Annotated in this window: 16 protein-coding genes; 8 read left to right on the top strand and 8 right to left on the bottom strand. The window is 70.9% G+C overall.

Going from position 1 to position 21964, the window contains the following annotated elements; all coding sequences use genetic code 11:
• Window position 1 precedes the first annotated feature (1 nt).
• The 3 genes from pruA to KY661_RS16375 form a co-directional block, all read right to left on the bottom strand.
• A complete protein-coding gene (gene pruA, locus KY661_RS16385; RefSeq protein ID WP_225411081.1) occupies window positions 2–1639 on the bottom strand; it encodes an L-glutamate gamma-semialdehyde dehydrogenase in 1638 nt (545 codons plus the stop codon).
• Between the two features lie 117 nt (window positions 1640–1756).
• Window positions 1757–2155 (bottom strand): response regulator transcription factor, encoded by a 399-nt coding sequence (locus tag KY661_RS16380; RefSeq protein ID WP_075007597.1) that lies wholly within the window; start codon window positions 2153–2155, stop codon window positions 1757–1759.
• Between the two features lie 152 nt (window positions 2156–2307).
• The gene (locus KY661_RS16375; RefSeq protein WP_225411080.1) at window positions 2308–2943 is read right to left on the bottom strand and encodes a S1 family peptidase; all 636 of its coding nucleotides are present in this window, start codon (window positions 2941–2943) and stop codon (window positions 2308–2310) included.
• 346 nt (window positions 2944–3289) lie between these two features.
• On the opposite strand from KY661_RS16375, the gene KY661_RS16370 reads away from it, so the two are divergent.
• From KY661_RS16370 to KY661_RS16345, 6 genes are all read left to right on the top strand, one after another.
• Window positions 3290–7003 carry a serine/threonine-protein kinase gene (locus tag KY661_RS16370; protein ID WP_225411079.1) on the top strand — a complete coding sequence of 1238 codons (3714 nt, stop codon included), beginning with the start codon at window positions 3290–3292 and terminating at the stop codon, window positions 7001–7003.
• 37 nt (window positions 7004–7040) lie between these two features.
• The gene (locus tag KY661_RS16365) at window positions 7041–7694 is read left to right on the top strand and encodes a hypothetical protein (RefSeq protein ID WP_075007599.1); all 654 of its coding nucleotides are present in this window, start codon (window positions 7041–7043) and stop codon (window positions 7692–7694) included.
• Window positions 7695–7779: 85 nt separating this feature from the next.
• On the top strand, window positions 7780–8976 hold the full coding sequence (locus tag KY661_RS16360; RefSeq protein ID WP_225411078.1) for an acetyl-CoA C-acetyltransferase: 1197 nt from the start codon (window positions 7780–7782) through the stop codon (window positions 8974–8976).
• Window positions 8977–9008: 32 nt separating this feature from the next.
• Window positions 9009–9218 carry a hypothetical protein gene (locus tag KY661_RS16355; protein ID WP_075007601.1) on the top strand — a complete coding sequence of 70 codons (210 nt, stop codon included), beginning with the start codon at window positions 9009–9011 and terminating at the stop codon, window positions 9216–9218.
• 115 nt (window positions 9219–9333) lie between these two features.
• Window positions 9334–9531: a hypothetical protein gene (locus KY661_RS16350; protein ID WP_225411077.1), complete on the top strand. Its 198-nt coding sequence runs from the start codon at window positions 9334–9336 to the stop codon at window positions 9529–9531.
• A 166-nt stretch (window positions 9532–9697) separates the two neighbouring features.
• Window positions 9698–10438 carry a rhomboid family intramembrane serine protease gene (locus tag KY661_RS16345; protein ID WP_075007603.1) on the top strand — a complete coding sequence of 247 codons (741 nt, stop codon included), beginning with the start codon at window positions 9698–9700 and terminating at the stop codon, window positions 10436–10438.
• A gap of 1 nt (window position 10439) precedes the next feature.
• Here KY661_RS16345 and KY661_RS16340 read toward each other — a convergent pair whose 3' ends face one another.
• A complete protein-coding gene (locus KY661_RS16340; protein ID WP_075007604.1) occupies window positions 10440–12074 on the bottom strand; it encodes a sigma-54-dependent Fis family transcriptional regulator in 1635 nt (544 codons plus the stop codon).
• A 139-nt stretch (window positions 12075–12213) separates the two neighbouring features.
• On the opposite strand from KY661_RS16340, the gene KY661_RS16335 reads away from it, so the two are divergent.
• Entirely contained in the window at window positions 12214–13092 is an 879-nt protein-coding gene (locus KY661_RS16335) for a dioxygenase family protein (RefSeq protein ID WP_225411151.1), read from the top strand.
• A gap of 22 nt (window positions 13093–13114) precedes the next feature.
• Window positions 13115–13741: a YceI family protein gene (locus KY661_RS16330; RefSeq protein ID WP_225411076.1), complete on the top strand. Its 627-nt coding sequence runs from the start codon at window positions 13115–13117 to the stop codon at window positions 13739–13741.
• Window positions 13742–13816: 75 nt separating this feature from the next.
• On the opposite strand, the gene KY661_RS16325 is transcribed toward KY661_RS16330, so the two are convergent.
• From KY661_RS16325 to KY661_RS16310, 4 genes are all read right to left on the bottom strand, one after another.
• Window positions 13817–17818 (bottom strand): DUF6982 domain-containing protein, encoded by a 4002-nt coding sequence (locus tag KY661_RS16325; RefSeq protein ID WP_225411075.1) that lies wholly within the window; start codon window positions 17816–17818, stop codon window positions 13817–13819.
• A 134-nt stretch (window positions 17819–17952) separates the two neighbouring features.
• Entirely contained in the window at window positions 17953–19317 is a 1365-nt protein-coding gene (locus KY661_RS16320; RefSeq protein ID WP_225411074.1) for a peptidase MA family metallohydrolase, read from the bottom strand.
• Window positions 19318–19396: 79 nt separating this feature from the next.
• Window positions 19397–20614, bottom strand: a complete 1218-nt coding sequence (ilvA, locus tag KY661_RS16315) for a threonine ammonia-lyase (RefSeq protein ID WP_225411073.1) — start codon at window positions 20612–20614, stop codon at window positions 19397–19399.
• A gap of 97 nt (window positions 20615–20711) precedes the next feature.
• On the bottom strand, window positions 20712–21941 hold the full coding sequence (locus KY661_RS16310; protein WP_225411072.1) for a Glu/Leu/Phe/Val family dehydrogenase: 1230 nt from the start codon (window positions 21939–21941) through the stop codon (window positions 20712–20714).
• Window positions 21942–21964 lie beyond the last annotated feature (23 nt).

Genomic DNA, 21964 nt, shown 5'->3' with positions numbered 1-21964 from the left:
CTCAGCCCTGCATGAAGGGGTACGGCACGCGGGTGGGGGGAACGAACGTCTCCTTGATGGTGCGCGGAGAGGTCCACCGGACGAGGTTGAGCATGGAGCCCGCCTTGTCGTTGGTGCCCGAGGCGCGCGAGCCGCCAAACGGCTGCTGCCCCACGACGGCGCCCGTGGGCTTGTCGTTGATGTAGAAGTTGCCGGCCGCGTGGCGCAGCTCGCGCGACGCGGTGGAGATGGCCTTCCGGTCCCGCGCGAACACCGCGCCCGTGAGCGCGTACGTGGCCGCCTGGTCACACTCGCGCAGCGTCTCCTCGAACCGCGCGTCCGGGTACACGTGCACGCCGACCAGCGGGGCGAAGATCTCCTCCTGCATGATGCGGTGGCGCGGGTTGGTGAGCTGCACGAGCGTGGGCTTCACGAACCAGCCCTCGCTGCGGTCCGCGTCGCCGCCGGCCACGATGGAGGCCTCGGCGCCGCCCGCCTTCGCCAGCTCGATGTAGGAAGAGACCTTCTTGAAGGACTTCTCGTCGATGACGGCGCCCATGAAGTTGCGGAAGTCCGTCACATCGCCCATGCGCAGCTCGGAGATGAACTCCTGCAGGCGCGGCTTGAGCTTGGGCCAGATCGACTCGGGGATGTAGACGCGCGAGGCGGCCGAGCACTTCTGCCCCTGGTACTCGTAGCCGCCGCGCACGATGGCGGTGGCCAGCGCGTCCACGTCATCCGCCGCCGAGGCGTGGGCGAAGATGAAGTCCTTGCCGCCCGTCTCCCCCACCAGCCGGGGGTACTGCTTGTAGCGGTGGATGTTCTCGCCCACGGTGCGCCACATGCCCTGGAAGGTCGGCGTGGAGCCGGTGAAGTGGATGCCGCCCAGGTGCGGGCTCGTCAGCGCCACGTTGCCGATGGTGGGCCCATCGCCGGGCAGGAAGTTGATGACGCCATCCGGCAGCCCCGCCTCGCGCAGCAGCTCCATGACGAACCAGGCGCTGTAGGCCGCGGTGGAGGCCGGCTTGAACAGCACCACGTTGCCCATGAGCGCCGGGGCGGTGCACAGGTTGAGCGCGATGGAGGTGAAGTTGAAGGGCGCCACCGCGAGCACGAAGCCGTCCAGGGGGCGGTAGTCCGTCAGGTTCCACGTCTGCGGCGCGCTCAGCGGCTGCTGGGACAGGAGCTGCTCGGCGAAGGCCACGTTGAAGCGCAGGAAGTCGATGGCCTCGCACGCCGCGTCGATCTCCGCCTGGTGGGCCGTCTTCGACTGGCCCAGCATGGTGGAGGCGTTGAGCAGCGGGCGGTAGCGCGTGGCCAGCAGCTCCGCGGCGCGCAGGAAGATGGCGGCGCGCTCCTGGAAGGGCATCTGGCTCCACGCGTCCTTCACGGAGAGCGCGTTCTGGATGGCCTGCTCCACGTGGCTCGCGTTCGCCTCGTGCAGGGTGGCCAGCACGTGGGAGTGCTTGTGCGGCATGCGCACTTCATCCGTCTTGCCGGTGCGCACTTCCTTGCCGCCGATGATGAGCGGGATGTCGAGGCGCTCGGAGGCCATCCGCTGGAGGGCGCTCTGCAGCACGGCGCGCTCGGGGGCGCCGGGCGCGTAGGAGAGGATGGGCTCGTTCTGGGCAGGGGGAACGCGGGTCAGGGCGTTGATCAAGCAGCACCTCGGTTCGGGCAGAAGGGCGGCGCAGCATAGCCCGTGGCCCCCGAGGGAGAATGAGAAAGCCCCGCCTCCTGTCCACGGCCAACAGCCTGGGCCGGGGGGCAGCGGGCCTCAGTGCTGCCGGCCCACCCGCAGGGGCAGCTCGGCCGGCTCCGGGTGGAGCAGGGCGTGCAGGTGGGCGATGAGCACCGGGGGCTTCACGGGTTTGACGAGGTACGCGTCCGGCTGGCAGCAGGCCGGCGCGTTGAGCCGGGGCATGTGGCCGCTGACGAAGAGGATGCGCAGGTGCTGCAGCCGCGGCTCGGCCCGCGCCCGGCAGCACAGCTCATAGCCGTCCATCCCGTCCAGGCCGACGTCGGAGACGAGCACGTCCACCGGGTGCTCCAGCAGCTGCGCGAGTCCGGTCTCCCCGTCCGCGGCCACCGAGCACTCGAATTCCCCGGACAGCAGCAGGCGCAACGTCTCCCGCATCGTCCAGGTATTCTCCACGATGAGAACCCGAGGCTTCATGGGGGTAAGGGCTCGAAGTGAGAGTTCCCGGCGGGCCCAAGCCCACTGAGAGCCGCCGAGGGGGGTTGCGTCCTACGGAGGACAAAGCATCTCCCGCAAGGGCGCGGAAAGAAAGGGGTCCATATGGACCCATGGCTTTCCGGGGGCCTCCCTCACTGCGCGGCGAGGAGCTCGTCCTCGACGGACTGCCGTACCACCGGGGCGAAGCTCGCCGTGGGGGCGGCGATGCTGCAGGCCGCGCCCCCGTGGACCAGCCCCACCACCTGCATCTGGGCATCCACCACGGGCGCGCCCGAGTCGCCTTTCTCCCCGCGCAGCGTGGTGAACAGGGCCTGGGGCACGTCCGGCAGCGAGGGGCACCGGCCGAGCCGCTCGAGCCAGACCTGCTGGAGTTCCCCCGGGCGATCCGGGCGGCCCGCGAAGAGGAGCGGCTCGCCCGGGGTGGGCAGCTCCGGGGAGAGGGGCAGGGGCGTCACGGGGGCCACCGCATCGAGCTGGAAGAGGGCCAGGTCCTGTCCGGGGTCGATGCGCAGGGCCTGGCCGCTCACCCTCGCCCCGCCGGGCAGCTCCGCCTCGATGCGCGGGGCCTGCGGGTCCACACAGTGGGCCGCGGTCAGCAGGTGGCGCCCATCCTCGACGATGACCCCGGCGCAGTGGCCGGGGACGAGCGTCACCGTGGCCTGGCGCAAGGCCTCCGGCCCCAGGAACCCGGGGTCCGTTCCGCCGCACGCCGTCATCAGGGCCCCGCCCAGCAGGAGGGGAAGTCCGAAGAGGGGGAAGGCTCGCATCGTTCGTCTCCTCGCCGGGGGCGCAGGGCCCCCATGGGGCCTCCAGGAAGACGATGCGCACGCCCAGGCACGCTGTCCGGGGCCCGCTTGCCCCCCGAGCCAGCCTCGCGGCGTGTGTGTGCCCCTCGCTTGGCCCCTCGGGAGGTTGATGACAAAAAAACAGGCCGTTAACTCAAGCCCGTAGCGTCTTGTCGCAAGGACTCGCGTCCGGCCCGGCGCGGTGCAGCGCCCGTTCTTCCGAATGGGCCGGGACGGCGTGGGGATCCGCAGAAGGAGATCTGGGTACTGAAAGGTGATATCTCACGCTCTGGCCTCCGCACTCGTCCCTGTTCCCATCCGCGCCGTGATGAGCGACGAAGAAAAGACTTCAGTCCTCGACGAGCGTAGCCCGACGCTGGGCACGTTGGAGGACCGGAGCCGCACCTCGCTCTTCCAGGAAGGGGTGCGGCCCGTGGTGCGCCGCTCGCTGGAGGCGGGCACCCTGGTGAAGGGCCGCTACCAGATCATCGAGGTGCTGGGCGCGGGGGGCATGGGGCGCATCTGGCTGGCGGAGGATCTCCAGGAAATGCGCGCCGTGGCCCTCAAGGAGATGCAGGTCCCCGATGGGCTGAGCCCGGCCAAGGTGGAGGAGCTGGTGCTGATGTTCCGGCACGAGTTCTACGCCATGACGAAGCTCCAGCACCCGGGCACCCTCCAGGTGTTCGACTGGGGCATGACGGCCTCGGGCAACCGCTTCATCACCATGGAGGTGGTAGGTGGCAAGGACCTGAGCGTGCTGGCGCGCGAGCAGCTGCTGGATACGCCCACCATCTACCGCATCCTGATCCAGATGGCGCAGGTGCTGGCCTTCATCCACGCGCGGCTGTACGTCCACTGCGACATCAAGGCCAGCAACGTGCGCATCACCGAGACCGGGGATGTGAAGCTGATGGACTTCGGGGTGATGCACCAGCTGGGCACCCCCAGCCCCGGCAAGCTCAAGGGGACCCTGGAGTACATGGCGCCCGAGTGGCAGCGCGGCGCCAGCATCGATGGGCGCGCGGACCTGTACTCGCTGGGGGTGATGGCCTACTTCCTGGCCACCCGGCGGCTGCCCTTCAAGCGGCGCAACCAGTCGGCCCTGCTGGCCGACCACCTCACCCGGCAGCCCCCGAAGCCCTCCACGCTCTGTGCCGTGGAGCCCGCGCTGGAGGACATCATCCTGCGGCTGCTGGCGAAGGACCCGCGCGACCGCTTCCAGGACGCGGGCGCGCTGCTGGATGCGCTGTGCCAGGCCAGTGGCCAGCCCCTGCCCGAGGAGCCGCTGGCCGCCCGCGCCAGCTACCTGCACGTGCCGGAAGTCGTCGGCCGCGAGCGGGAGCTGGAGCGGCTCATGCACAGCCTGGCGGAGGCCGAGTGGGGCCAGTCCCGCGCGCTGCTCGTCGGGGCCCCCACGGGGGTGGGCAAGTCCCGGCTGCTCCAGGAGTTCGAGCTGCAGGCGAAGCTGGCGGAGATGGCCTATGGCCTGGGGCAGTGCCGCGCGGAGGGGCTCGCGCCGCTGGCGCCCGTGGCGCAGGCGCTGCGGTGTCTCGTCCCGCTGACGTCCCCGGAGCTGGGCGAGCGCCTGGGGCCGGTGCTGGGCCGGGTGGCGCCCGCGCTGGCCGTGGGGCCCTGCCCGCGCTTCAAGGACGAGGATGCCGAGAAGATCGCCCTCTTCGGCGCGCTCACCGAGTGGCTGCAGGCGCTCGCGCAGCGGCACACCTTCGTCCTGTGCTTCGAGGATCTCCAGTGGGCGGACTCCGCCACGGTGGAGGTGCTCAACGTCATCATCCGGGCGCTGCACCACTCGCGCGGCCTGGTGGTGGGCTCCTTCCGGCCGGACATGCTGAGCCGGCTGAGCCTCGCCTTCCAGACGGTGGACGAGGGGCTCGCCACGGTCATGGAGCTGGCGCCGCTGACGGCCCGGGACATGGAGACGCTCTTGCAGCAGGCACTCCCGGGGCTGGAGGTGCCGCCCGGCTTCGTGACGCGGCTGCACGCCACCACCGCGGGCAACGCGTTCTTCGCCACCGAGTGCCTGCGCGCCCTGGTGGAGGAGGAGGCGCTGCGGCGGGTGGGGGGACGGTGGCGGGCCGAATCCGACCTGTCCACGTGTCCGCTGCCGGCCACCATCGAGCAGGCGGTGCTGGCCCGCCTCGACACGGTGCCCCCGGACCGGGTGGCGCTGCTGCGAAGGCTCGCCCCGGCCGGCCGCAGCCTGGAGCTGCCCATGGTGCGAGCGCTCGCGGGCATGATCGAAGTGGATCTGTTCCAGGCGCTCGACGACATCCTCGCCCGGCAGTTCCTCCAGCTCTCGGAGGGGCGCTACATCTTCACGCACGATGCGGTGCACCAGGCGCTCTACGAGAGCACGTCGGAGGACGCCCGCCGGGCCTTCCACGGCCGCGTCGCCGAGGTGCTCCGGTCGCTCGGGAGCGACAGTCCCGCCGCGCAGCGGGCCGTGGGCTACCACTTCGCCCGCTCGACGCAGCCCCGGCGCGCCATCGAGCCCTTGCTGCGCGCGGGCCACGCGTCCATCGAGGCGAAGGCGCTGCTGGATGCCACGCTCCTCTTGAAGGAGGCGGCCTCGCTGCTGGAGCAGGAGCCGGCGTCCCCCGAGCGCAACGCGCAGCTCGTCCAGACGTGGGCCACGCTCATCGAGGTGAGCCACACGAGCGAGCCGCCCACCGCGCTGACGTACGCGGAGAAGCTCTTCTGTCACTGGGAGGCCACGGTGGACCTCGCCGCGGGCCGGCTGGAGGCGCTCGAGCAGCTCGATGGGGCGCGCACGGCCCCCGAGGGCGAGCGGGCCGCGCGGCTGAGCCACGTGTTCCGGGGGATTGTCCTGGGCACCTCGCCCCGTCCCGTGGACGTGTTCTGGAAGAAGGCGGAGCTGCAAATCCTTCAGGCCATCTCCCTGGCCCTCCTGGGCCGCGCGGAGGACCTGCGGGGGCTGGTGGAGCGGCTGGACACGGAGCAGCCGGTGGACTCGCCCTACCGGGCCGGGGTGCTCATCGCCCGGGCGGGGCTCTGCTTGCACACCGGCCACTTCGCGGGCGTGCTCCGGGCGCAGCGCGAGCAGGTGGAGCGGCTGCGGGCCTTCCGCGACGCGGTGGGCGGCCGTCCCTCCCGGTGGCTGGCGTGGGCGCTGGGCATGGGGTGCTACTTCCTCAACATGGTCCGCGCCTTGCGCGGCGAGCCGCTGGACGCGGAGGCCACGCGCGACGGCTTCGAGGTGGCGGAGGCGTACGGGTTCAGCGACATCCGCATGAACCACCTCTTCACCCAGCTGGTGCGCGCCTGCTTCACCGGGGATGCCGCGGCGCTGGCCCCGGTGAACGCGGAGAAGACGGAGCTCATCCGCAAGCTGGGCAACCCGCGGCTGCCCGAGCGCAACCTCGCCCTCTACCTGCCCCCGTTCCACCTGGAGCGGGGCGAGCCGGCGCAGGTGGACGCGGTGCTGGCCCGGGGGCAGACGGTGGCCCGGGGACTGCCCGAGGACCGGGCGTTGCAACTGGGCATGCAGGTGTTCGAGGCCTGCCGGGACGTGCTCGCCGGGGATGGGCTCGCCGCGCGCGAGTCCCTGCCCCGGGCGCTGGCCGCCGCGAGCGACAAGCCCTGCTGCCTGGAGACGCTGGTGCGCGTCTACCAGTCGCGCTTCGAGCGGGCGCAGGGGCGCGAGGCCGCCGCGCGCGAGGCCGCGGAGGCGGCCCTGGCGCGGGCCCTGGAGCCCCTGACGGAGAACCCCTTCGATGAAATCCTCGCCCGGAGGGCCCTGGCGCCCCTGGTCCCCTTCGAGGAGGGGCTCGGGCACCTGAAGCGGGCGCTGGCGGTGGCCGAGGAGTCGCGCAACGTGCTGCAGACGGGGCTGGTGAACCTGGCGCTGGCGGAGCGGTGGTGCGGGCGCTCGCCGCTGGAGGCCACCCAGGCGCTGGAGGCGGCGGAGCGGGCCTTCCGCGCGGCGAATGCCCCGGGGCTGCTGGCGCTGGCGGCCCAGCTGCGGGGGGAAGGAGTCCAGCGGGGGGACCTGCGCGCGGGCTAGAGTGCCGCCCCATGGTTCCGTGCCGCGGACTGCCCCCATGAACGTCTTCATCGAGCTGGCCACCGTGCTCGCGGGCCTCGGGCTGGCCGTGGCGCTGCTGTTCCTCAATGCCTGGCGGGCCTGGCTCTTCCTGTTTCCGGCCAGCGTCCGCGTGGAGCCCGAGGACCCCGCGGACCAGATGGAGCTGCCCGCGGAGCTGGAGCCGCTGGCCTCCCGGCTCCAGGCGCTGGGCTTCGATGCGCTCGGCAGCCACGAGGAGAAGCCCCGGCTGCGGCGCGCCACCCGCTCGTATGACTACGCGCACCCCTCCGAGCGCGTCTTCGCCACGCTCCACCTCTCCCCGGAGGGGCTGCCCCGGCTCTACTTCCTGACGCCCCTGGTCTCCGGGGGGTTCGTCATCACCGCGGGCTACAAGCGTACGGCGCTGGACATTCCAGGGCGCTACCGCTCGGGGGGGCTGGAGGACGCACCGCCGGAGCGGCTCTTCCGGGCCCACCTCAAGCGGCTGGAGGGGCTGGAGCCCTCGGGAACGTTCACCTGGGAGGGCCGCGTGGAGACCGGGCGGTCATGGTACCGAGGGCTTGGCCAGAAGGAGGTTCGCCGGCAGAACCTCACGGGGCTGCTGTGGGCCGTGGCGGCGCTGGCCATCCTGGTGAGCGCCTTCCTGGGGGGCAAGCCCGGCGGGGGCTGAAACGAGTTCACGTCGTGCGTGCATGGCGCGCCGGTTGTGAGTAGGTAAGGGGCCCCCAGGGCCCGCGGCCCCGGAGCACCTGCCCATGAAGACCGCCTCCAAGAACGAAGAGATCTATTTCCTGTCCGGCAAGCGCACCCCGTTTGGCACCTACGGGGGAAGCCTCAAGGACCTGAGCGCCACGGACCTGGCGGTGGAGTCCGCGAAAGCGGCCCTGGCCCAGGCCGGCGTCTCGCCCGAGCACGTCGAGCACGTCGTCTACGGCAACGTCGTCCAGACGAGCGCGGACGCCATCTACCTGCCCCGCCACGTGGGGCTGCGCGCGGGCGTGCCCGTGCCGGTGCCGGCGCTGGGCGTCAACCGGCTGTGCGGCTCGGGCTTCCAGGCGTTCATCACCGCCGCGGAGATGATGCTCACCGGACAGGCCGCGTGCGTGCTCGCAGGCGGCACCGAGTCCATGAGCCAGGCGCCCCACGTCATCCGCGGCGCGCGCTGGGGGCTGCCGCTGGGCAAGGGCGGCCTGGAGGACATGCTCTGGAGCGCGCTCACCGACAGCCACACCGGCATGGCCATGGCGCTCACGGCCGAGCAGCTCGCGGTGGACTACCAGCTCTCCCAGGACGCGGTGGACGAGTACGCCGTGCTCTCGCAGAAGCGCTTCGCGGCGGCCCAGGAGGCAGGGCGGCTCCAGGAAGAGATTTCACCCATCACCCTGAAGGGGAAGAAGGGGGACACGGTGGTCTCCCGTGACGAGCACAACCGTCCGGACACCTCCGTGGAGGGGCTGCGCAAGCTGCCCAAGCTCTTCAAGAAGGACGGCGTGGTGCACGCGGGCGCCGCCAGCGGCATCTGCGACGGCGCGGGCTCCATGGTGATGGCCACCGGCAGCTTCGTGAAGCAGCACGGGCTGAAGCCCCTCGCGCGGCTGGTCAACTGGGGCATCTCCGGGTGTGACCCGAAGGTGATGGGCATTGGCCCCGCGCCGGCCATCCGCCGGCTGCTGGAGCGCGCCCAGTGTGGCCTGGGGGACGTGGACCTGTTCGAGGTGAACGAGGCGTTCGCCCCGCAGTACCTGGCGGTGGAGAAGGAGCTGGGCCTGCCACGTGACCGGACCAACGTCAACGGCGGCGCCATCGCGGTGGGCCACCCGCTGGGGGCCTCGGGCGCGCGCATCACCCTGAGCCTGGTGTACGAGCTCAAGCGCCGGGGGGCCCGCTATGGTATCGGTTCGGCCTGCATTGGCGGGGGCCAGGGGATTGCGCTGCTGGTCGAGGCGCTCTGAGCTGGGGACGGACTTCTCAACCGGGACACGAGATGAGCAACGAGCTGGACGCGAAGACGGCCCGGGAACGGGCCAAGGAAATCGCCGAGCAGCGGCGGGCCGAGCGCCGCAACCGCAAGCGCAAGTGTGTGCTCTGTGGGGTGGAGGAGAGCGACAAGACCCCTTTTCACGCACACCCGGATGGGATCGGTCCCGCTTGCAAGGATGAGGTCGGCTGCCAGGGCCGCCGGGTCGTACGCTGAGTGCGGCGCCCCCCGGGCAATCCGGCGCGCGCGCCGGAAAATCGGCGCCGTTTCTTGATGGGCGTACGGACTCGCGGTAAAGGTGCGGAATCGCTGGTTTTAAACGAGGGTCGGAATGGGCGTTGCCAACTTCACGGGTGTGAAGGTGTTCTCCACCACGCTCGCGCGTGATCGCGAGAACATGGGGGAAAACATCACCAAGTGGCTCAAGGAGAACCCCAACGTGGAGGTGGTGGACCGCGTGGTGACGCAGTCGTCGGACAAGGAGTTCCACTGTCTGACCATCACGCTGTTCTACCGGCCGAAGGCCTGAGGGCCGCGGCCAGAGGGCCGCCGGACGTGTGCGCAGGGCGCTCTCCTCGTTCGAGGGGGGGCGCCCTTCGTCATTTAGAGCGACCAGTAGGCGACGAAGTGGTTGCGAACGGGCGTGGCTTCCACCACCTTTAGGCGGCTCGAAGCGCGAGCCTGGAGGAGGACGGATGCGACCGATGCGTGGTTCGGGCGGGGGATTTGGCGGAGGAGGCGGAGGGTTCTCCGGCCTGGAGTCGACGGCGGCCAAACTGGCGCTGGCGCTGGTGGCTGGCTCGGTGATGTTCCTGCTGACGCGGAACGCCCAGGGCGGCCTGCTGCTGCTGGTGCCGGGGACGCTGGGCAGCTTCCTCTGGCAGCCCTTCACGTACGCGTTCATCGAGACGAGCCCCCTGGGCATCCTCTTCGGCGCGCTCATCATCTGGTCCATCGGTGGGTGGCTGGAGGCCACCTGGGGCACGCGCAAGTTCCTGCTGGTGGGGCTGGGCTGCACCGTGGCGGCCGGGTTTCTCACCACCGCCATCACCACCTTCCTGGTGCCGGTGGCCGCCATCTACCCGGGCGGCACGGTGCTCACCAGCGTGCTGTGGGTCGCGTACGGGCTCACCATTGGCAAGGGACAGGCGAACTTTTGGGGCATCCCGCTGTCGGGCAACGCGCTGGCCGGCATCGGCGCGGGCTTCGTGTTCCTGTCGGTGCTCACCAGCGGCGGAGGCCCCGTGGAGGGGCTGCTGCGCCAGCTGCCGGAGGTGATTGGCCTGGTGCTCATCTTCGTCTACGTGCGCGGCGCGAGCCCCCGCCGCCTGCTGCTGCACTTCCAGCACTGGAAGCTCCAGCGCCAGCTTCGCAACCGCTCGCGCAACATGCGCGTGGTGCGCGAGGAGCGCTCGGACGACCAGTACCTCAACTGACTCAGTTGGCCACCTCCGGGTGGCCGTACTGCTTGAGCTTGCGGTAGAGCGTGGCTAGTCCGATGTCGAGCTGCTCCGCGGTGCGCGAGCGGTTGCCGCTGTTGTGTGCCAGCACCGCGAGGATGTACTCGCGCTCCATGTCCTCCAGCGTCCGGGGCGCGCTGCCCGGCAGGATGCTGGGCTGGGCCTCGCGGACCTCCTCCGGTAAGTCGTCCCGCTCGATGCGTGTGCCCTCGTGCAGCGCCACCGCGCGCTCGATGGCGTTGGCCAGCTCGCGCACGTTGCCCGGCCACCCGTAGCGCAGCAACTGGTCGGCCACCTCGGGGGAGAAGGAGGCCACCTTGCGGCCCAGCCGCTCCGAAGCCTCGGCGAGCAGTTGCCGGGCCAGCGGCAGGATGTCGTCCCGCCGCTCCCGGAGCGGCAGCACCTTCAGCTCGATGACGCGCAGCCGGTAGTAGAGGTCCTGCCGGAAGCGGCCCGTGCTCACCTCCTCCAAGAGGTTGCGGTTGGTGGCGGCCACCACGCGCACGTCCACCTTGCGGCTCTGGTTCTCTCCCACGCGGCGGACCTCCTTCTCCTGGAGCGCGCGCAGCAGCCGGGCCTGCATGGCGGGGGGCACCTCGCCCACCTCGTCTAGGAAGAGGGTGCCGCCGCTGGCCGCCTCGAAGAGGCCGGGCCGGTCATGCGTGGCGCCGGTGAAGGCCCCCTTGGCGTGGCCGAACAGCTCGCTCTCCAGGAGGCTCTCCGTGACGGCCGCGCAGTTGACGGCCACGAAGGCCTTGTGGGCCCGCTCGGACTCGTCGTGGATGAGCCGGGCCACGCGCTCCTTGCCCACGCCGCTCTCGCCGGTGATGAGCACCGTGGAGTCCACCTTCGCCGCGCGCCGCGCCAGGGCGAGCACCCGCCGCATGCCCTCCGTGCGCACCACCAGCCCGGAGGGGTCCTCCGACTCGCCCACCACGCGCGCCAGCGTGCGCCGCTTCACCCGGAGCTTCTGCTCGGCCTCCTTGAGGGCTTCCGTCACCTGGGCGAGCACCCCCTCCATGCACCGCGTCTCGTAGAAGCTCAGCGCCTCCACGCACGTGGAGCCCCACTCCTCGGCGGACTTGCCGAGGATCTGGCAGACCGCGTCCCCCTTGCCCACGCAGCGCGTCTCCAGGCAGTAGATGGGTTTGCCGTTGCAGTAGCTCATGTACCCGCTGGCGAACCCCGTGAGGCTCCAACACACCGGTTGATCCGCCTGCCCCACGTGCAGCAGGTGCTGCTCGGCCTCGTAGGACTCGCGCCACAGGGCCTCCGCGAACGGCGCGGGCCCATCCTCGGGGCCCCGCTCCACGGGCTCCAGCAGCACCTGGCCCTGAAGGGTGTGCAGACGCCCGCCCGCCCGGCGCCAGAAGCTCTCGTCCGGCCACGGCAGCGCCGTCTTCATGGCCTCCGCCGTCCGCCAGCCGTGCGCATACCCCAGCCGTGTCAGGATGCCCCGGGCGGCCGTCATCCCCAGCATGGAGATCAGCTCCTTGCGCAGGAGCCCCAGCGCCACGGCATCCATCAGCAGGGCCCGCTGGCCCGCGAAGTGAATGAGGCCGCCCTCCGGGTCGAACGACAGCAAATCCTTGAGGTCCAAACGGTGGGTCATAGGGCAGGGTGCTCTCAAAAAGAGAGCCTCTCCTATCATTTTGAGAGCAGGGGTGCCAGGGGAGGGGAAATGGCCGGAGTGATTCCGGGCAGTTGAACGATAGTTGACGTTGGTCCCCACCTTGCTATGGACGAGCCCCATGGGCTCGGGGTTCGACAGGCGCGAGGTGCTCCAGATGGCCGCGGCCGTCGGCGTGGCGGGCATCTCGGAGACGGTAGGGCCCCGGGCGGGCGCGTCCACCGTGGCCCCCGCGGCCTTCGTCTCCCATGGCTCGCCCCTGGTGGCGCTGGACACGGATGCCTACCCGCAGGCGCTGCGCCGCTTCGGCGAGAGCGTGAACGGCGTCCGGGCGCTCGTGGTGGTCTCCGCGCACTGGGAGACCCCGGGAGGCGTGCGCGTCACGGCGAGCGCTACCCCGCCCCTCATCTATGACTTCGGCGGCTTTCCGGAGGCGCTCTACCGGCTGACGTACCCGTGCCCGGGCGCCCCCGAGGTGGCCCAGGAGGCCGTGGCGCTCCTGGCGGCCGCGGGCTTCGCGAGCGCGGCGGATGCCGGGCGCGGGTTGGATCACGGCACCTGGGTGCCGCTGCGGCTGGCGCTGCCCGAGGCGAGCCTCCCGGTGGTGCAGGTGTCCATGCCCCGGGGCGCCTCGGCCGAGGACGTGATGCGCATGGGGCAGGCGCTGCGCCCGCTGCGCTCCCAGGGCGTGCTGCTGCTGGGCAGCGGCGGGGTGAGCCACAACCTGCGGCGGCTGTTCCCGGACAAGGCCGCGCCCTCGGAGTCCTGGGCCCAGGCGTTCGACACCTGGGTGGCGGAGCGCCTGGACGCCCGCGACTTCTCTGGCCTGCTCGATTGGATGCGCGCACCGAATGCGCGCCTGGCGCATCCAACCGCCGAGCATTTCCTTCCGCTCTCTTTCGTCCTCGGTGCTGCCCTCCCCGAGGACCGCCTCATGCCGGTCTTCGAGGGCTTTCATCACGGAACTTTGTCCATGCGCAGCTTCGCGCTGCGCGCTTGAACCGCATCACGGGAGAACATCCATGAACATGCTGCTGAAGTCCGCCATCGCCGCCGCCGTCTTTGCCGTGCCCTCCATCGCCGCCGCGTCCACGTGGGAGATTGATTCCGCGCACTCGTCCGCCAAGTTCACCGTGAAGCACATGATGATCACGAACGTGGCGGGCGAGTTCGGCAGCGTCACCGGCACGGTGAACCTGGACGACAAGGATCCCTCCAAGACGACCATCACCGCGAGCGTCGACACGACGACCATCAACACCAACCAGCCCAAGCGCGACGCGCACCTGAAGAGCCCGGACTTCTTCGACGTCGAGAAGTACCCGGCCATGACCTTCAAGTCGAAGAGCGTGAAGGCCGACGGCAAGGACAAGTTCAAGGTGATGGGCGACCTGACGCTCCACGGTGTGACGAAGCCGGTCACCCTGGACGTGGAGTCTTCGTCCACCGAGATCAAGGATCCCTGGGGTGGCACGCGCCGTGGTGCCTCCGCGACGACGAAGCTCAACCGCAAGGACTTTGGCCTGACCTGGAATCAGGCGCTGGAGGCCGGTGGCGTGGCGGTGAGCGACGAGGTGAACGTGATGATCGACCTGGAGCTCGTGAAGAAGGATGCGGCCCCGGCCGCGGCGGCGCCCGCCAAGAAGTAGTCCTGGCGCACGCTCCGGCGTGAACGCCCTTCGGAGGGGCCTCGGTGACGAGGCCCCTCTTCTTTTTGCGGGGCACTACCCCTCGGCGATGGCCTGGATGCTCGAGCGGTAGACGAAGATGCGCGCGGTGTTGGTGCGGTTGTCCGCGGGGATGAGGAAGAAGCCCTGTCCGTCGGTCTTGAAGTCGCGCGAGAAGCCGGCGACCTGGCGGCCGTCATTGAAGGTGACGCGGATCTTCTGTCCTTCGGCCTGCGGCTGGCGCGCGCCCGCAGGCAGCATGAAGAAGATGGCCTTCATGCGCTTGCCGGGGATGCGCTCCGGGGTGAAGCCAGTCTGCTGCTCCAGGGCGATGTTCTCGTCGAGCAGGTCCACATCGCGGATGGTGCCGCGCTTCACCTGGCCCTCCACGGTGTGGATGATGACGCGGTGCTCGCCCTCCACGAAGCAGGAGGGGGCCTGGGCGGCCTGGAACTCCAGCGGATTGCCCACCGGCTCGAAGAGCGGCGCCTCCTCGATGTCGATGGACGGAAGGCTCGGCGGGGGCGGGGGCGCCACGGGAGCGCTCGCGAAGGCGCGTGCGGGCGCAGGGGGCGCGGGCGGGGGCGGGGGCATCGCCACCGGGACGGCCGCCGCGGGCTCTTCCGCGAACTCCACGTCGGCGAGCTCCACCACGGGCAGCTCCTCGGCGGGAGGCGGGGGCGGAGGCGGCGCGTCCTCGAAGGTGACGTCGATGCTCGGCTCGGACTCGGCTGCCTCGATGGGGGCCGCGGGCGGCACATCGTCGATGATGAGATCCGGCTCCGGAACCTCCTCGGTGGGGGACGCGAAGGCGGACGCCTCGGGCACCGGCCGCGAGGCACCGGACTCCAGGTTCTCCATCGGCTCGGCGAAGGGGCTCACCGGGGCGGACTGTCCCTGGAAGCTGTAGTCGGCCTCCTGCTCCGTTCCCCAGGTGTTGATCTCCGAAGAGGTGCCGAACTGGTCCCGCGCGGGAGGGTTCTTGGCCCACTCGGGCTCGGGCTCGGCCCAGTCCGCGGCCTGCTGTTGAGTGCCAGAGGCGTCGGTGGCCCATCCCAGGGCTGGTGCGGGCTCCTCCGATGGGGTCTCCGTCCACTCATCGTCCGACGAGGCAGCGGCCGGAGCGGCCGGGGGCGGCTCCGCGGGGTTCGTCTCCCACGCGGACGTGGCAGGGGTGCTTTCGGCCGCGGACCAGGCAGGGGCTTCGGCCGTCTCCGTCCACTCGGCCTGAGGGCTGGCCTCGGGCGCGGCGCCCCAGGGGGCATCTTGTTCCGCGGGCGTGGCCTCGAGGACGGGCTGCGCCTCTTCGGAAGCCCCCCACTCGGCGGGCGGGCTCTCCGCAGGGGGCTCCCATGCGGACGGCTGGGCCGGCGGGGCATCCGTGGCTGCGTCCACCGAGCCCCACTCGGAGGGCGTCTCGGGAGGCGGTACGGCCCACTGGGAGCCGGGCGCCTCGGGGGGGACGGAGGCTTCGGGTGCGTCTCCCCACTCCGAGGGAATCGCGGCAGGGGCGGCTTCCTGGGCCGTGGGGGTTCCCCACTCGGTGGAGGAGGCGGTGGTCTCGGGGCTGGCCCACGCGGAGTCGTCTCCGGTGGGGGCCGCCCAGTCCGCCGCGGCAGGCTGCGCGGGATCAGCCCATGCGGAGGCCTCTGCCGGAGCCGCTTCTCCCTCGGGCGAGCCCCACTCGGACTGTAGCTCCACGGGCTCAGGCTGCGCCGGGGCAGGCTCGGCACTCCAGCCGTCGCCCGTTTCGGAGGTCAGGGGTTGAAGCTCCGGGGAAGGCTCTGCCGAGGCAGGCTCGGCGCTCCAGCCGTCGCCCGTTTCGGAGGTCAGGGGCTGAAGCTCCGGGGAAGGCTCCGCCGGGGTGGGCTCGGCGCTCCAGCCGTCGCCCGCCTCGGGGGCCACGGGCTGAAGCTCCAGGGGAGTCTCCGCGGAAGCAGGCTCGGCGCTCCAGCCATCGCTCCCTTCAGGGACAATGGGCTGAAGGTCCGCGGACGAATCCGCCAGCTCCATGACACCGTCCTGCGCGGACGCGTCGGGAAGGGCCATGGCCCGGTCCGACTCCCACGAGGTCTGCGGGGCCGATTCCTGGGCGAAGTCTGCGTGGGTCGCGAGGGGAACGGCCTCTTCCGGATTGCCGTCGAGGTCGATCTCCTCGGACGGCAAGGACGGGGGATGGAACTGCGCGGCCTCGGGCGCTTCGGCTGGCTCCGCGTTCCAGGACACGTCCGGGGCCGCGTCAGGAGCCGAGGCGCTGAAGTCCTCTTCGAGCTCGACGGTATCCGCCTGAAGGTCGGGAGCGACCTGGACCGGGCGAAGCTGGAGTGAAGGCGGCGTCTCGCTGGCGGGGAAAGGCGAGGCCTCCGGCGCGGGCTCCATCTCGGCGCCCAGGTCCGCCACCTCGAGGGTGGGCTCCGCGGCGGTGGGCTCCGGTTCGGGCTCGGCGGCCAGGGCCTGGGGCGCGGCTTCCGCCTCGCCCGCGGGGGACATCTCGAGCTCGGAGACATCGAACGTGGGGGCCTCGGCCTCCGCGGGCGGCGGCAACTCCTCGGCGGGGAAGGCGTCCAACGCCGGCACGCTGTCCGCGCTCTCCACGGCGGGGCTCATCTCCAGCTCGGGCTGGAAGGCCTCCTGCGCGGGGGCCTCGGCGGCCATGTCCGCGGTGGACAGGGACAGCTCCTCCATGGAGGAGGCTTCCACCGGCGCCTCGTCCGCCACCATGTCCGTGCTGTCCAGCGCCAGCTCGTCCATGGACGCGGCCGGCTCGGGCTGGGCGGGGGCATCCATGGAGGAGAGCCCCTCGAAGGAGGCCTCCAGGGGGCTCTCGGAGGCAGGTTGTTCCGGGACGGCCTCGGTCACGGCATCGGAGTCCGCGTCGATCAGGTCGACATCGTCCCCCTGAAGCTCGATGGCCTCCGAGGACTCCATCGGCTCCTCGGACAGCTCGGGGACCGCCTCGAACGAAGCGGAGGGCGCCTCGGCGGGGGAGGCTTCCTCGAAGGAGGACTCCTCCGGCACGCTCTCCACGTCGGTGACGTCGGCGTCGGAGACCTCCATGAGGTCGTCCGCGGAGGTCACTTCACTGGCGCTCGCCTCCGAGAGTTCCTCGGCGGCCGCAGCCTGGGGCTCCTGGGGCTGGGCCTCCGTGGCCCAGGGCGCAGGGCCGCTCAACGACGGGATGTCGACGTCCTCCGAGCCCAGCTGAATGCTCTCGGGCGAGGCCGAGGGCTCCTGCCAGGAAGCCTCGGGCGTGGCCTCGGCAGCCTCCGCTTCCGGGGCATAGGCCTCCGGGTTCGCATCCGCTTCAGGCGGGGGATAGCCCGCGTAGGTCTGGCTCGGCTCCGCGGGCCATGCCTGGGGCTGGCCCTCATAGCCCTGGTTCGGATCGTAGGCCTGATTCGGATCATACCCCTGCTGCGGAGGGTACCCGGCATAGCCCTGGTTCGGATCGTAGCCCTGCTGCGGAGGGTACCCGGCATAGGCCTGATTCGGATCGTAGGCCTGGTTCGGATCATACCCCTGCTGCGGAGGGTACCCGGCATAGGCCTGGTTCGGATCGTAGGCCTGGTTCGGATCATACCCCTGCTGCGGAGGGTACCCGGCGTAGCCCTGGTTCGGATCATAGCCCTGGGCGTAGGCCTGATTCGGATCATAGGCCTGCGGGGGGTACGGGGCCGGGTAGGCGTACCACTGGCCGTCCTGGCCGTAGTAGCCCTGAGGCTGCTGGGGGTACGGGGCTGGGTAGGCGTACCACTGGCCGTCCTGGCCGTAGTAGCCCTGGGGCTGCTGCGGATAGCCCGGGTACTGGGGTTGGGGTGGGTAGGCCGGGGGAGGGTACCCCTCGGGGTAGGCGTACCACTGGCCATCCTGGCCGTAGTAGCCCTGGGGCTGCTGCGGATAGGCCTCGGCCGCAGGCGGCTCCTGGACCGGCGCGTCTTGGACACCGAGGTGTCCTCGCAGCTCGTTCCAACGGGCCTCCTCTGGGGGAGACAGACTCCCCGTCTTCCGCTTCTCATCGAGGAAGCGGAACTCTCTCATCGCCGCGCGCGTGTCGGACATCCGTCCACCTTGCTACGGGTAGGGCGTAGACGGGGTGGAGGTTCCCGCCAGAACGCCTGAAGCGCAAATTTGAAGGCGAAAGTGTAGGAGAGTCCTGCCTACGGGTAAACGTATCAGAATGGCTCGTTTGCTCCCTACCTGCGCGAGGCGGCGAACTGGACATCCTCGTCCAGCCGGGCCACGTCCAGCCCGTAGTGGGTCAGGAGGGCCTGATCGAAGCGGGTGCCTTGCCCCACGTCCCGGACGAGGGTGAGCAGCTTGGAGGTGCCCCCCCGGCGGATCAGCTCCCGGACGGCCGTGGCGGAGGTGGCATAGGCCAGGGCGGGGTTGGCCTGGCGGACCAGCATGTCCCGGGACAGCTTGGCCAGGCTGGGCAGCTTGTTGCCCCGGGCCGCCGCCTGGAGCATGTCGGCGGTCTCCCGGGGCGGGCCGTCGGAGCCCATGTAGCGCCATTCGACGTACTCGGCCAGCCCCTCGTTGAGCCAGGTGGGGAGCTGGTGCCCGCCGCCGCAGATTTCATCGAGCGCGGCGTGGACGTACTCGTGCACGAGGGTGGCCTTGGTGCGCTGGGTCAGCTCGGCCGCGTCGTTGATGCGGATGGCTTGATCCGCATAGAGCCCGGCGGCCACCTTCGCCCAGGCCTCCCCGCGGTGGGTGCGGAACTCCTCGCGCGTGTAGAGGACGACGTCCACGGGGGACTCGCGCGCCTCGCCGAGCATCGTGCGGGTGTGCTCGTAGGCCTCGTCGAGCGCGGCGACGATGCGGCCCTCGTAGTCGGCGCGCTGGCCGAAGTCGCGGTTGTTGTTGAAGTACTTCACCACGAAGCGCCGGTTGACGCGGGTGCGCATGCCGTCGGCGCCCAGGCTGGAGCCATAGCCGGTGGACTGGGTCTCTCCGGTCCCCGTGGCCACCGCGTGCTGGAGCGTCCCGCCGCCCGCCGGGGCCTCCCCGTTCATCTGCCGCTCGATGGCCTCGGCCTGGGAGCGGGCCTGGCTCGCCTCGGAGGCCAGCCCCCGGGCCTTCTGGAGCAGTTGCCGGGCCAGGCCCGCCTGTGGGGCGCCGGAGGGCACCCGGGTGAGCGCCGCCACGGCGCCGGGCCCGTCCTTGTCCTCCAGGAGGAGCTTGCCCAGCTCGAGGCCGAAGGCGCCTTCCTTGGGGAAGCGCTCCAGCCCCTTGCGCAGGGCCTCCTCGGCGGTGCCGCGTTGATCCGAGCCGAGCGCCGCGCGGGCCAGGCACTTCAAGCCCGGGGCCGTCTCCTCGAAGGCCACGGCGCGCTCGCCCAGCGAGTACGCCATCACCGCGTCCCCGGCCACCAGGGCCTCGCACCCCTTCAGCAGGGGCTTGGCGATCGTCTTGCGCTGGGCCTCGGGGTAGTCCTGGGGCGAGGCGGTGGCGTAGGCGAGGTAGAGCTCCTCCCAGGCCTTCTGCTGGGCCAGCTGCTGCGCCCGCTCGGGCGGAGGCGAGGCGGCAAGAACGAGGGCAAGCAGGTGTGGGCTCATGGCCCCCGGAGTATGGCCGAGCCCCCCCGGAAGATTGAAGGCCCCCGGGCAGCCGGCCCCTTGGAGGGCCTCCTGGCCGTCAGGTCTCCTCGGTGGCCTGCCAGCCCTGCCGGGCCAGCGCCCCAAGCAGCTCCTGGATGTGGGCGCGGCCGGTGGTCTCCAGCGTCAGGCCCACCATCGCCTCGCCCAGGCCCGTCTTGGAGAAGGCCCGGTTGTGGTGGATCTCCACCACGTTGGCCCGCTGCTCGGCCACCTGCGCCGTCAGCCGGGCCAGCATGCCGGGCCGGTCCGGCATGCTCACCTCCAGCCGCACGAGGCGCCCGGCCTTCACCAGGCCCCGCTCGATGATGCGGCTGATGACGTTCATGTCGATGTTGCCCCCGCACAAGAGCACGACGGCGTTGCGCCCCACCGCCCGGGGCACGTGGCCGTTGACCAGCGCGGCCAGCCCCACCGCGCCGGCGCCCTCCACCACGCTCTTCTCCTGCTCCAGCAGCAGGAGGATGGCGTTGGCGATCTCCTCCTCGTCCACGGTGACCACTTCGTCCACGTACTTGCGCACCATGGGGAAGGTGAGGTCTCCCGGCTTGCGCACGGCGATGCCCTCCGCGATGGTGGCCCCCGGGGCCAGTTCCGTCACCTGGCCTGCCTCCAGCGAGGACTTCATGCTGGCGATGGAGGCGGCCTGCACACCAACCACCTGGATGCGGGGGTTGGTCTCCTTGAGGGCGCAGGCGACGCCGGAGATGAGCCCGCCGCCGCCGATGGGCACCAGCACCATGTCCACGAAGGGCACCTGCTCCAGCAGCTCCAGCCCGATGGTGCCCTGGCCGGCGATGACGTGCGGATCATTGAACGGGTGGACGAAGACGAGGTTCTCCTGCGCCTGGATGCGGAGCGCCTCGGCGTAGGCCTCATCGAAGTTGGCGCCCTTGAGCACCACGCGCGCCTCGTACTCATCCCGGGTGCGGGACACCTTGATGAGCGGGGTGCGCTCCGGCATGACGATGGTGGCTTTCACGCCCAACCGGCGCGCGTGGTAGGCGAGCCCCTGGGCGTGGTTGCCGGCCGAGGCCGCGACGACGCCGCGCGCCCTCTCCTCGGCCGTGAGCGTCAGCAGCTTGTTGAGCGCCCCGCGCTCCTTGAAGGCGCCGGTGCGCTGCAGGTTCTCCATCTTGAACGCGACGGCCGAGCACCGCGTGCGCTCCGTGAAGTAGTCCGAAGCGGGGCAGGGCGAAGGCCGGATCGCGCCGCGGATGCGCTCCCGCGCCGCGAGAATGTCCTGGAGGGTCACCATGGCGCGGCCCCATACCGGAAGCAGGGCCCCCGCGAAAGGGGCGGTGCGGCAGGGAGGCGCCCCGGGGTGTCCGTGTGTTGCCTACAGGCCAGGGGCTTTAGATGCCCCGCATCACCGTGGCCTTGCCCACCCGGCCAATGGCCAGGATGAACGCCGCGGTGCGCAGTGACACCTTGCGCGAGCGGGCAATCTGCGTCACGCGCTCGTAGGATTCCTTCACCGTGCGCTCCAGCTCCGCGTTGACCCGGTCCTCTTCCCAGGCCAGGTGCTGGAGGTTCTGCACCCACTCGAAGTAGCTGACGGTGACGCCGCCCGTGTTGGCCAGGATGTCCGGCACCAGAAGGACTCCCCGCTTCTCCAGCATCTCGTCCGCCTCGGGCGAGGTGGGCCCGTTGGCGCCCTCGACGATGAGGCGCGCGCGCACGGTGTTGGCGTTCTCCCGGGTGATGGCATGGCCCAGCGCCGCGGGGATGAGCACCTCGCAGTCGGCCGCCAGCACCTCCTCGTGGGAGCAGGGCTGGCCGCCGCCGTAGCCCGTCACGGTGCCGGTGCGCTGCACGTGCTCGAAGAGGCTGGCGACGTCCAGCCCCTGCGGGTTGCGCACCCCGCCCAGCATGTCCGAGACGGCCACCACCACCGCCCCGTCCTCCCAGAGCAGCCGGGCCACGTGGCTGCCCACGTTGCCGAAGCCCTGGATGGCGACGCGCGTGCCCTTCATCGGAAGGTTCACGTCCCGGAGGATTTCCCGGCAGATGTAGAGCAGCCCCCGGCCCGTGGCGGCCTCGCGGCCCTTGGAGCCGTAGAGCTCCAGTGGCTTGCCCGTCACCACCGCCGGCGAGTGGCCGTGGTAGCGCGAGTACTGGTCCATGATCCACGCCATCACCTGGGGGTTGGTGTTGACGTCCGGGGCGGGGATGTCCCGGCTGGGGCCGATGACGTCCTGCACCTGGTCCACGTACTTGCGCGTCAGGCGCTCCAGCTCCTTGAGGCTGAGCTGGGAGGGATCGCACGTAATGCCGCCCTTGGCGCCGCCGTAGGGCAGGTTGGCCACCGCCGTCTTCCACGTCATCAGAGAGGCCATGGAGGCGCACTCGGCCGCGTCCAGCAGCGGGTGGTAGCGCAGGCCGCCCTTCATGGGGCCCCGGCTGTTGTCGTGCTGGATGCGGTAGCCGATGAAGGTGCGGATCTCCCCGGAGTCCATCTCGATGGAGACCTGCACCTTCACCTCGCGCAACGGCGTGGCGAGCAGCGTCTCGATGGGCGTGCCCACGTCCATGATGCGCGCGGCCTTGCGGAAGTAGTGGTTGGTCTCCTCGATGGCGTTCATGTGCGGGGGATCCAGGGGGCTGC

Source organism: Allostigmatella hybrida (assembly GCF_020103775.1).
In the GTDB taxonomy this organism is placed as follows: Bacteria; Myxococcota; Myxococcia; order Myxococcales; family Myxococcaceae; genus Hyalangium; species Hyalangium aurantiaca.
The sequence above is the reverse complement of the archived record's forward strand: the minus strand, read 5'-3'. Positions and strand labels throughout refer to the sequence as shown.

Bases quoted from the DNA above. Each gene is read 5' to 3' on its own strand.
- KY661_RS16370 (WP_225411079.1), top strand. From the start codon at position 3,290: ATGAGCGACGAAGAAAAGACTTCAGTCCTCGACGAGCGTAGCCCGACG.
- KY661_RS16335 (WP_225411151.1), top strand. From the start codon at position 12,214: ATGGGCTCGGGGTTCGACAGGCGCGAGGTGCTCCAGATGGCCGCGGCC.
- KY661_RS16365 (WP_075007599.1), top strand. From the start codon at position 7,041: ATGAACGTCTTCATCGAGCTGGCCACCGTGCTCGCGGGCCTCGGGCTG.
- KY661_RS16330 (WP_225411076.1), top strand. From the start codon at position 13,115: ATGAACATGCTGCTGAAGTCCGCCATCGCCGCCGCCGTCTTTGCCGTG.
- KY661_RS16350 (WP_225411077.1), top strand. From the start codon at position 9,334: ATGGGCGTTGCCAACTTCACGGGTGTGAAGGTGTTCTCCACCACGCTC.
- KY661_RS16380 (WP_075007597.1), bottom strand. From the start codon at position 2,155: ATGAAGCCTCGGGTTCTCATCGTGGAGAATACCTGGACGATGCGGGAG.
- KY661_RS16325 (WP_225411075.1), bottom strand. From the start codon at position 17,818: ATGTCCGACACGCGCGCGGCGATGAGAGAGTTCCGCTTCCTCGATGAG.
- ilvA (WP_225411073.1), bottom strand. From the start codon at position 20,614: ATGGTGACCCTCCAGGACATTCTCGCGGCGCGGGAGCGCATCCGCGGC.
- KY661_RS16375 (WP_225411080.1), bottom strand. From the start codon at position 2,943: ATGCGAGCCTTCCCCCTCTTCGGACTTCCCCTCCTGCTGGGCGGGGCC.
- KY661_RS16340 (WP_075007604.1), bottom strand. From the start codon at position 12,074: ATGACCCACCGTTTGGACCTCAAGGATTTGCTGTCGTTCGACCCGGAG.
- KY661_RS16310 (WP_225411072.1), bottom strand. From the start codon at position 21,941: ATGAACGCCATCGAGGAGACCAACCACTACTTCCGCAAGGCCGCGCGC.
- KY661_RS16320 (WP_225411074.1), bottom strand. From the start codon at position 19,317: ATGAGCCCACACCTGCTTGCCCTCGTTCTTGCCGCCTCGCCTCCGCCC.
- KY661_RS16355 (WP_075007601.1), top strand. From the start codon at position 9,009: ATGAGCAACGAGCTGGACGCGAAGACGGCCCGGGAACGGGCCAAGGAA.
- KY661_RS16345 (WP_075007603.1), top strand. From the start codon at position 9,698: ATGCGACCGATGCGTGGTTCGGGCGGGGGATTTGGCGGAGGAGGCGGA.
- KY661_RS16360 (WP_225411078.1), top strand. From the start codon at position 7,780: ATGAAGACCGCCTCCAAGAACGAAGAGATCTATTTCCTGTCCGGCAAG.